Annotated in this window: 7 protein-coding genes; 6 read left to right on the top strand and 1 reads right to left on the bottom strand. The window is 69.4% G+C overall.

The window, feature by feature from the left end:
* Positions 1-49 precede the first annotated feature (49 nt).
* Entirely contained in the window at positions 50-4,039 is a 3,990-nt protein-coding gene (eccCa, locus tag ACFV2X_RS23735) for a type VII secretion protein EccCa (RefSeq protein ID WP_385619645.1), read from the bottom strand.
* Positions 4,040-4,392: 353 nt separating this feature from the next.
* Here eccCa and eccD point away from each other — a divergent pair, with 353 nt between their 5' ends.
* The 6 genes from eccD to ACFV2X_RS23705 form a co-directional block, all read left to right on the top strand.
* Entirely contained in the window at positions 4,393-5,793 is a 1,401-nt protein-coding gene (gene eccD, locus ACFV2X_RS23730; RefSeq protein ID WP_385619643.1) for a type VII secretion integral membrane protein EccD, read from the top strand.
* Positions 5,794-5,823: 30 nt separating this feature from the next.
* Positions 5,824-7,353, top strand: coding sequence for a type VII secretion protein EccB (gene eccB / locus ACFV2X_RS23725; protein WP_385619640.1), 1,530 nt, complete (start codon positions 5,824-5,826; stop codon positions 7,351-7,353).
* 38 nt (positions 7,354-7,391) lie between these two features.
* Positions 7,392-7,733 carry a hypothetical protein gene (locus ACFV2X_RS23720; RefSeq protein ID WP_014174511.1) on the top strand — a complete coding sequence of 114 codons (342 nt, stop codon included), beginning with the start codon at positions 7,392-7,394 and terminating at the stop codon, positions 7,731-7,733.
* A 56-nt stretch (positions 7,734-7,789) separates the two neighbouring features.
* Positions 7,790-8,110 carry a WXG100 family type VII secretion target gene (locus ACFV2X_RS23715; RefSeq protein WP_014174510.1) on the top strand — a complete coding sequence of 107 codons (321 nt, stop codon included), beginning with the start codon at positions 7,790-7,792 and terminating at the stop codon, positions 8,108-8,110.
* A 67-nt stretch (positions 8,111-8,177) separates the two neighbouring features.
* Entirely contained in the window at positions 8,178-8,678 is a 501-nt protein-coding gene (locus tag ACFV2X_RS23710) for a type VII secretion system-associated protein (protein WP_385619638.1), read from the top strand.
* A gap of 73 nt (positions 8,679-8,751) precedes the next feature.
* A partial coding sequence (locus tag ACFV2X_RS23705) for an AAWKG family protein (RefSeq protein ID WP_385619635.1) occupies positions 8,752-10,401 on the top strand: 1,650 nt, incomplete at its 3' end.

Genomic DNA, 10,401 nt, shown 5'->3' with positions numbered 1-10,401 from the left:
GGTGTACGGAGCGAGCTCCGCACACCGGCACCGCGACCGCCGCCCGATGTCATGAATCCTCCGTGCCCATCAGGGCCGTCTGGATCTGGACGCTCTTGCGGCGGGCGATCCGCAGACCCCGTCCGGGCGGCAGGATCCGCCCCTTGACGTTGCCGAAGAGGTAGCCCTCGGTCGGCGGGCAGGACAGCAGGATCCCGGGGGTGTTGACCTCCTGGAGCCGTCGCATCAGCGGGTCGTTCAGGCCCCGGCCCGCGCCCGCCGCCGAGCGGGCCACGATCATGTGCAGCCCGACCTCGTACCCCAGCGCCAGGAAGTCCGTCAGGCCCTCGAAGGGCTGGTTCAGCGGTCCGCCGCCGCCCACCATGTCGTAGTCGTCGACCAGGACGAACAGCCGCGGCCCGGTCCACCAGTCGCACAGCCGCATCCGGGACGGGGCGATGTCAGGGCCCGGCATCCGGGTCTTCACGGCCCGCGCCGCGCCGCCGACCAGCTCCTTGAGCGCGTCCAGCGAGACGGCGTGGCCCAGCCGGTACTCGTCGGGGACCGCCTCCACCAGTTCGCGGCGGTAGTCCACGACCATGATCCGGGCCTCGGCGGGGGTGTACCGGGCCATGATGGACTGCGCGGCGAGCCGCAGCAGGTTGGTCTTGCCGCTCTCGGTGTCGCCGACCACGATCATGTGCGGATTGGCGCTGAAGTCGTGCCAGACGGTGCCCATCCGGTCCTCCTCCAGACCGAGCGGCATCCGCAGATCGCCCTCCACGGGCGGCAGTTGGGCGGCCGAGAGCTTCGTCGGCAGCATCCGCACCGGGGGAGCGGGCGGGCCCGACCAGTGCTCGCGCACCGCCGCCACAAGACCGGCCACGCCGTCCGCGAGATCGTCAGCCGCCGCCACGCCGTCGATACGCGGCAGCGCCGCCAGATAGTGCAGCTTGGACTCGCGGGTCAGGCCACGGCCCGGGATCCGGGGCACGCCTGCCGCCTTGCGCACATCGATGCCCGAGTCCATCGGGTCGCCCATGCGCAGCTCCAGCCGGGTGGCGGCCTGGTCGCGCACCGCCGAGGACAGCTCGACCCAGCGGGCGGTGGTGACGATCAGGTGGACGCCGTAGTTGAGGCCCCGGCCCGCGATCGCGTTGAACGTCGGGATGTGCTGGTCGTACTCCTGGCGGACCGTGGACCAGCCGTCGATGACGAGGAAGACGTCGCCGTGCTTCTCCTCGGGGAACTCCCCGGCCGCCCGGCGCCGCCGCAGCGTCGCCATCGAGTCGATCCCGTTGTCCAGGAAGAACCGCTCCCGGTGCGCCAGCACCGCGGACACCTCGGCGATCACCCGGCCGACCCGCTCCTGGTCCAGCCGCGCGGCGACCCCGCCGACATGCGGCAGGCCCACCAGACCCGCGAGCGTGCCGCCACCGAAGTCCAGGCAGTAGAACTGCACTTCGCGCGGGGTGTGGGTGAGCGCGAGCGAGGTGATCAGCGTACGGAGGAGGGTGGACTTGCCACTCTGCGGGCCGCCTGCGACGGCGACATGGCCGCCGGCCGCAGAGAGGTCCACCCGCAGTTCGTCCCGGAGCTGGTCGAAGGGCCGGTCCACGACGCCGACCGGCACCGACAGCCGTCCCCGCCTGGTGAGATCCGTGACCGTCAGCCCGTACTCGGTGTGCGGTGCGAGCGACGGCAGCAACTCGTTGAGCGGCGACGGATCGGTCAGCGGCGGCAGCCACACCTGATGCGCGGGCGGCCCGGCGTCCCGCATCCGGTCCACGGCCACCGACAGCAGCGACTCGCCGTCCCCGGCCTCGTTGTCGTCGTTCTCGTTGGGCTTTTCCGGCTCGTCCGGCGGAAGGTCGGGCAGCTGCCGCGGCACCACCCAGCCCGCCGTCCACGGCACCACCTGACTGGCCACCCGCGCCTGGTGCGCCGAACCGCTGCGCCGCCGGTACGGGCCCGAGACATAGGCCGCCCGGAAGCGGGTCAGCGCCTCCACACCGGTCTTGATGAAGCCGCTGCCCGGGGTCGGCGGCAGCTCGTACGCGTCCGGCACGCCCAGCACGCCCCGGCTCTCCATCGCGGAGAACGTGCGCAGCCCGATGCGGTACGACAGATGGCTCTCCAGCTGGTGCATCCGGCCCTCGTCCAGGCGCTGCGAGGCGAGCAGCAGATGCACGCCGAGGCTGCGGCCGAGCCGGCCGATCATGACGAACAGCTCCATGAAATCGCGGTGCGCGGAGAGCAGTTCGCTGAACTCGTCGACCACCACGAACAGGCTCGGCAGCGGCGTCAGCGGTGTGCCGTCCGCCCGCGCCTTCTCGTACTCCAGGGCCGAGGTGTAGTTTCCCGCCGCCCGCAGCAATTCCTGCCGCCGCATCAACTCACCGTGCAGCGCATCCTGCATCCGGGAGACCAGCGCCACCTCGTCCGCGAGGTTCGTGATCACGGCGGAGGTGTGCGGCAGCTCGTCCAGGCCCAGGAAGGTCGCGCCGCCCTTGAAGTCGACCAGCACGAAGTTGAGCGTTTCCGAGGAGTTGGTCAGCGCCAGGCCCAGCACCAGGGTGCGCAGCAGTTCGCTCTTGCCCGAGCCGGTCGCGCCGATCAGCATGCCGTGCGGCCCGGTGCCGCCCTGCGCCGACTCCTTGATGTCCAGCTCCACCGGCACCCCGTCGGAGCCCACCGCGATCGGCACCCGCAGCCGGGCGGATCCGGTGCGCCGCCCCCACAGCGTGGGCGGCTCATGGCGGTACAGGTCCGGGATGCCCAGCAGCGAGGTCAGCTCCACATCGGCGGCCAGCGGCTCGGCCGACTCCGTAGCCATGCCCATCCGGTACGGGGCGAGCCGCTTGGCCAGCGACGCGGCGACGGCTGTGCTCAGCCGGTCGGGCCGGCCGAGGAACGTCACCTGCTCCTTGCGCTCGCGGTCCGTACGCACCAGGTTCATGGTCTCGTCGGCGACCTCGAACCGCAGCGTGGCACGCCCCGGCCGCCAGGGCAGCTCGCCGGTGAGGTCGAGCACCACCGCGTTGCGGTGGCCGGGCCCCTCCATACGGTGCCCGCCGGGCGGCGCGACGCCGTCCAACACCACGACCGTGTACGGCTCCTCACGACCGGCCGTCGCGTCCGGGTCGAACGGCGGTCGCTCCTGGAACTCGCCGCCGAGCAGATCGTCCAGCTCGTTCACCGACGACAGGACCATCCGTACGGAACCGGCCCCGTCGCTCTCCTGCGCGTGCAGATTGTGCGGCAGCCACTTCACCCAGTCCCACTCGGCCCGCCGCTCGTCCGTCGTGACCACCGCGATCCACAGGTCCTCGGGCGAGTGCAGCACGGCCAGTTGGGCGAGCATCGCCCGGGTCAGCTCCCGGATCCGGTCCGGATCGCCCCGGAACAGCACCCGCGCCCAGGTTCGCAGATACACCGCGATGGGCTGGTCGGGGACGGTGGAGTAGGCACGGATGAAGCTGCGCAGCGCGTGTGCGGTGAGCGGTTCCAGGTCCTCCACCGGCTTGGTGGACAGTGGCGAGAGCCGGAGCCCCAGCTTCTGGTCACCGACCGCGACCCGTATCTCCCCGAAGTCCGGGTCCGCCGGGCGCCGTTCCCACAGCCGGGTGGTGCCCACCAGTGACCACAGCGCGGTCGGCTCCGGATGACGCCACAGCAGGGCGCGCTGCTGCTCCACCACGGCGGCCCGGACCTTCTTCCGGGTCTGCCGCAGATAACGCAGATAGTCCCGCCGCTCGCCCTTGAGCTTCTGTTTGCGCTCGCTGCTGCGGCGCATGAACTGGCCCACGATCATGGCGGCGGCGGAGACGACCATCATGCCCAGGGCCAGGTACATGAAGGCACCGCTCTTGGAGCCGCCCGGCCGCATGTACATCAGCATCATGGACACCGACATCAGCGCCATCGGCAGGTAGTTCCACACCGCCGAGCTGTCGGGCGTCACCTCGGGGAGCGTGGGCGGCTCCTGAAGGCTCAACTCCCCTTCGGGCATGTCCGGGCCGCGCCGACGCGCGGGCCTGCGGAACAGGACGGTACTCAACGAGCGGTCTCCTTCGGGCCGGGGGTGCTGCCGGGTGCTGCCAATGGGGCTGAAAAACCAGTGAACGGGCGGCGACACGCGCGGCCGGGGCAGGCCGGATCCGCCGGGTCGGCGAGGCAGAGCAGCCGCAGCAGACGGCAGGAGCGGTGAACCCGGGCCGGGGGCAGGAATCCCGGGCCGGTGGAGAAGAGTCTACGATCCGTTTCCGCGGTGCACTTCGCAGGCCGTGACCGAAGCAGACGGTTCAGCAAGTAGTGTGCAGCCTTCCCGCGCACACGTCCAACGCCCCACACCCCCCACGGAGACCTACCTCGTGTCCCGAACACGTCTCCCGAAGAAGCGTGAGTACTCTCATGACTGACAGCGCAACGGCAGGGCTTTGCCGCGTCACCGTGCGCGCCCCCGCCACCTCCATCGACCTCGCGGTCCCCGCCGACGTCCCCGTCGTCGATCTGCTGCCCACCCTGGTGCGGTACGCGGGTGACGACCTCGCCGAGCAGGGCCTGGAACACGGCGGCTGGGTGCTCCAGCGGCTCGGTGGCGAGCCGCTCGCCGAGGACAGCAGCCTCGAATCCCTCGGCCTGCTCGACGGCGAGACGCTCTACCTCAGGCCGCGCACCGACGCCCTGCCCGAGGTCCGGCTGGACGACCTGGTCGACGGTGTCGCCACCACCATGGCCGACCGGCCCTTCGGCTGGACGGCGACCATCAGCCGCCGGCTGCTGCTCGGCACGCTGATCCTCATCCTCGCCGCCGGACTCGCCGTCCTCGCCACCCCTGGCCCGCCCGTCGAACTGCGCGCCCTGGCCGCGGCCGTCGCCGGGGCGTTCCTGCTCGGCGGCGCCGCCTCGGCCAGCCGCGCGGTCGGCGACGCGGAGGCGGGCGCGGCGCTCGGCTTCGCCGCCGTGCCCTACTTCGCCCTCGCCGGCTGGCTGTTGCCCGGCGGCGACCTCGGCGGACCGCACCCGTACGAAGTGCTCGGCTCCCGGCTGCTCGCCGCGAGCGCCGCCGCGGCGGGCGGCGCGATGCTGGCCGTCGCCCTGGTCGTGGCCTTCGCCGCGCTCTTCGTGGCCGCCGTGGCGGTCGCCGCCGCAGGCGTCCTCGCGGCGGTGCTGATGATGACCGCCGATCTGTCGGCCGCCCACGCCGCCGGGCTGGTCTCCCTGGCCGCCGTGCTCTTCGGCGCGTTCGTGCCCTCGATGTCGTTCCGGCTCTCCGGGCTGCGCATGCCACCGCTGCCCACCAACGCCCAGCAACTGCAGGAGGGCATCGAACCCCACTCGCCGGCCGCCGTGGCCGCCCGCACCGTCGTCGCCGACGGCTGGATGACCGGCCTGTACGCCGCGGCCGGGACGATCTGCGCCGGCTGCATGCTGGGCCTGGCACGCGCCGAAGACCTCCCCGAGATCATCACCATGGCCGCCCTGTCGGTGCTGCTCCTGCTGCACAGCCGCGGCCTCGGGAACACCCTCCAGCGTCTGTCGCTGGTCGCCCCCGCCCTGTGGGGCGGCGCCCTGCTGACGTACGAGGCGGCCACCTCGTACAGCTCGACCGGCAAGCTGCTGCTGGTCGGCGGGTTGCTCGCGGTCGCCGCCGCCATCGCCATCGCCTCCTGGACGGTTCCGGGACGGCGGCTGGTCCCGTACTGGGGCCGGGCCGCCGAACTGCTGCACTCGGCCATGGCGATCAGCATGCTGCCCCTGTCGCTGTGGGTGCTCGGCGTCTACGGCGCCCTCCGCTCCCTCAACGGATAACGCCCAAGACCGCCCAAGGACGAGTTCTCCATGCAGACCAAACGCGACCAGGTCCAGGCCCATATGTTCCTCATGGGCCGGCTGACCTCCAGCATGCTGCGCTCCGACCCGGACGCCCCCGAGAGCCCTCAGGGCCGCACCAACCGCGGTGTCGCCATCGGCGTGATCATCGCCGTGCTGCTGTGTGCCGGCGCCTTTGTCCTCGGCCTCGTCTCGCCCGGCCAGAAGGACTCCTGGCGCACCGCCGGAAAGCTGATCGTCGACAAGGAGACCGGCGCCCGCTATCTGTACCTCGACGGACGGCTGCGCCCGGTGCGCAACTACGCCTCGGCACTGCTGCTCGCCGGCTCCGACCTGGAGACCACCACGGTGGGCACCAAATCCCTCAAGGGCACCCCGCTCGGCACACCCATCGGCATCGAGGGCGCCCCGGACTCGCTGCCCAAGGCGGGTGACCTGTCCGACGACCCGTGGCAGGTGTGTTCCGCGCCGTCGGCGGAGGACGACGGCAAGGTCGGCACCACGCTCGCGGTGGGCGCGGAGACTCCCGGCGACGCGCTCGGCAAGGGTGAGGGGGTGCTCGTCTCGGGCCCGGACCGCAACCGCTACCTGCTGTGGCAGGGCAGCCGGCTGCGGCTGGACCGCGACTCGGGCGCGGCCGAGGCGCTGGGCTACGCCTCCGCCAAGCCGGTCCCCGTATCGGCCGGTTTCCTGAGTGCGCTGCCCGCGGGCCCCGACCTCGCACCGCCGGAGAACCCGGGGATCGGCGACTCGGGACCGAGGCTGGGCGGCCGGTCCACCAGGGTCGGCCAGGCGTTCTCGCTGGACGTTCCGGGCTCCGGCAGCCGCTACTACCTGCTGCGCAAGGACGGCCTCGCACCGCTCACCGCGACCGAACTGGCGCTGGTGCTGGGCGATCCGCAGACCCGCGAGAAGGCGTACGGGGGACAGGCGCCGGTCGCCTCGCCGGTGACCTCCCAGGCGCTGCAGGGCAATCTCGCGCCGCAGGGCTCGCTGCACCAGGGTCCCGGCGAAACGCCGAGCTCGCCACCCAAGGCGGTCAGGGTGGCCGATGAGCAGACCCCGTGTGTCCGGGTGGCACCGCAGGGCAAGGGCACCCGGGTCGGCGTCACGCTGGTCGAGGAGCCCGACCTCGGCCCGGTCGCCCAGCACTCCGCGGGGGCGGCCGCGGCCCCGGCGTGTCTGCCCGTGGACCGGATCACCGTGCCGCCGGGCCGCGGTGTTCTCGTACGGGCGCTGGGCGCCGGCGGGGGCCGGGTCGGCAGCACGGTCTACCTGGTCACGGACTCGGGTGTGAAGCACCGGCTGGCGAGCCAGGACGCGGTCAAGGCGTTGGGTTACGACGGCCAGGTCCCGCAGGAGCTGCCCTCGCTGATGCTGTCGATGCTCCCCTCCGGCCCAGACCTGTATCCGCAGGCCGCGCAGAACGGCCAGGTCAATGTGACGGCGCCGCGCTGCCGCTTCCCCGGCAAGGGCGAACAAGCGAAAAGCAATCTGACGACAAGTCAGAAAGGCGAGAAGACAAGCGGAGCCTCATAGCATCGCCGTCCTGAAGCCGATCGAGGAGAGGGGCGCGTATGTCTGCCAATGGCATGCAGCAGTCAGAGGAATCCGCGACACGGAACGGCATCCAGGCCCTGGAGATGGCCTTCAGCGGGGTCATGAAGTGCCGCCAGGACGTCGAGTCCACCAAGAGCAACCTCATGACCCACTACAAGGGCAGTGACGGTGGCGCCTTCCGGGACCTCGTCACCTCCTGGGAGGAGAAGGCCGATGTCATCCTCACCAATGTCCAGGACATGATCGAGACGCTGAACCAGACCCTCGTCGAGCAGGGCAAGCAGCAGGGGTCCTCGAACGAGGCCATCAACCAGGCCTACTCGCAGTCGGACGCCGTCTTCGACACCCTGACCGGCTGATCCGGCCGTCGGCTTCCCCATCATCCGTTCGGACCTAGGCGAGACGAGGACAGGCAATGAGCGATTTCACCGACGGCTACATCTACGTCGACTACTCGCATATGAGCAACGCGGCCGACGACATGATCACGCAGACGAAGGCCATCGCGACCACGCTCGAGAACCTGGAGATGGAGCTCAACGAGCTGAGGAACACCTGGATCGGTGACGACAAGGACGTCTACACCCAGAAGCAGCAGGCCTGGGACAACGCGGTCAAGGGGATGGAGGACCTGCTGACGAAGCACTCCGCCCTGCTGACCTCAGTCTCCGAGAACTACCAGTACAGCGAGCAGTCGCTGACACAGATGTGGGACTCGGTGAAGATCGGCCGCTGACGCCCGCCGGCGGGGCCGGCCCCCGCGGCCGGCTCGCCCATCACACCCCCAGCGCGAAGGACCCGGAGTGGACACCAAGGATCCGAACGAGAAGACGACCAAGCTGACCTTGGACAAGGCCGGTCTCCAGAGTTTCCTCGACAATCGCGTGCTGCCCTTCAAGGACGAGATCCGCAAGATCACCGAGGACGACCCCACGTTCGGTCCCTCGATGGGCTCGTTGATCGGCAAAGAAGACATCAGCATCGAGGATTTCGACTCCTACCAGGCCGGGAAGCCGCTGTCGCTCGGCTGGATGCTCCAGGAGGGCGAAGTCGACGGGCAGGTGGCGAAGCTCAACAAGAGCCTCGCCACGATGGCGGAGAACGTCATCGAGATCTACAAGGAGCAGGCCAAGCTCTTCGGGGACATCGAGGACAACCTGGAGACCACCATCTCCACGCTGTTCTCCACCCAGGGCGGCAATCTGACCACCATCGACGGCCAGGAGTTCCTGGACATCTTCGAGGATGTGGACGACGACCTCGCCGGCGGCAAGTCCAAGGGCGGCGGCGACGATGACGACTAGCCGCTGAGCGTCCCGCCGCCACCGTTCACGCCCGCCCCCACCCCGCTGACCGGCCCGCCGGAGGTCCCGCGCCATGTCCAAGAAAGTCCCCGTCGCCCACTCCGACAACGACTGGTGGGCCAGGGCTGTTCGGGTGCTGACGGGCGTCGCCCTGCCCGCCAGGGCGGACCTCTTCGACAGCCTCCTCGGGAACAACGACATCCCGCTGATGCGCTTGGAGTTCTCCGACTACGACGGCGAGCCGTCCAACGCGATCGTCGAAGCGGTCAACGACATGTCGTGGCGTACCGAGAACTCCGGCTGGCGCATCAACAACACCGACTTCGTGATCCCGTTCTACTCCGGGAAGCACGGCCCCATCAGCGGGGCGGCCCCGGGCACCAAGGTCGTGATGAAGCAGGCCCGCATCACCCTGCTCGGCACCAACGGCACGGACGACCCCCCGGCCGGCGGGGTGGTCGTGGGCGCCGAGTTCAAGAGCGGGCTGGGCAAGGACTTCGAGGGCCAGTCGAAGGACACGACCTGGAGCAACGTCGGCCTGTCGCACTACAGCTACGGCGGCGGCATGGCGCTGGTGTCCCTGATCAACAACGGCAAGACCACCGGGTTCGAGTGGTATGGCCTCAGGGTCAACGAGAAGGACGCGGTGGACCTGGATTCCTTCAACAGGTCGGCCGAAGCCCTCGACCGGGCCGCGCACTTCTTCAAGAACCGGTACGACGACCTCCGGGACTGGGAGTTCGACCTCGGCAAGGAGGAGGCGTCATGGAAGGGAATGGCCGCCGGGGTCTTCCGGGACATGGTCCACGGGATGGCGCGCAACTACAAGTCGTACAGCGAGCAGATTCCCCTCCAGGGCACCGGATCCAAGTACGGCAATGAACTCCGCAAATACCGGCAGGACATCCACAACGCCTCCTATTCGCTGTACAACAAATGGAACACCTGGCAGCTGCTCACCGGAAATCCGCTGCGCTGGCTGCACGACATCCTGCTGGATGTCTCCGAGTGGATCTGGAAGAACAACATCACCAAGGTCCGTTTCTACGAGGACTACGGATACGAGTCCTACGACTCGTACCACGCGGTGAAGCTGGACGGCTTCCACGGTGACCACCCGACGTACGGCCAGCTCGAGGACAAGGAGACCTGGAAGAAGATCGGCGAAGAAGCCATCAAGAAGTGGCAGCAGTCCGTCGTGGACGTGCTCGGGGTGGCGGGCAAGGAAGCCATCCTCGCCATTCAGAACTCCGTGAACGACCAGGACCTGCCGAAGAAGATCGACACGGAGACCACCAGCCTGAGCCAGGAGTTCGCCAAGGACCAGGCGGCGAAGGAAAAGGCGGACGCGGAGAGGGAGAGGAAGAGGATCGAGGAGGAGAACAAGAGGAAAGAGGAAGAGAACAAGAGGAAAGAGGAGGAGTGGAAGAGGAAGCAGGAGGAGGCTGAACGCAAGGCCGAGGAGAAGGAGAAGGAGTGGGAGAGGAAGCAGGCCGAGGCTGAACGCAAGGCGGAAGAGAAGGAGAAGGAGCAGGAGAGGAAGCAGGCGGAAGCCGAGCGCAAGGCCGAGGAGAAGCAGAAGGAGCAGGAAGCCAAGCAGGAGCAGAAGGAGAAGGAGCAGGAGGAGAAGCAGCGGGAGCAGGAAGCCAAGCAGGAGCAGAAGGAGAAGGAGGCCGAGGCCAAGCAGGCCGAGAAGGAGAAGGAACAGGAGGCGAAGCAGGCC

It is taken from the genome of Streptomyces sp. NPDC059679, assembly GCF_042734105.1.
In the GTDB taxonomy this organism is placed as follows: Bacteria; Actinomycetota; Actinomycetes; order Streptomycetales; family Streptomycetaceae; genus Streptomyces.
Note: the sequence above shows the minus strand (reverse complement) of the source record. Positions and strands in the feature narration are given on the sequence as shown.

Excerpts from the sequence above, each read along its gene's own strand:
- eccD (WP_385619643.1), top strand. The coding sequence starts at position 4,393 with ATGACTGACAGCGCAACGGCAGGGCTTTGCCGCGTCACCGTGCGCGCC.
- eccB (WP_385619640.1), top strand. The coding sequence starts at position 5,824 with ATGCAGACCAAACGCGACCAGGTCCAGGCCCATATGTTCCTCATGGGC.
- ACFV2X_RS23720 (WP_014174511.1), top strand. The coding sequence starts at position 7,392 with ATGTCTGCCAATGGCATGCAGCAGTCAGAGGAATCCGCGACACGGAAC.
- ACFV2X_RS23715 (WP_014174510.1), top strand. The coding sequence starts at position 7,790 with ATGAGCGATTTCACCGACGGCTACATCTACGTCGACTACTCGCATATG.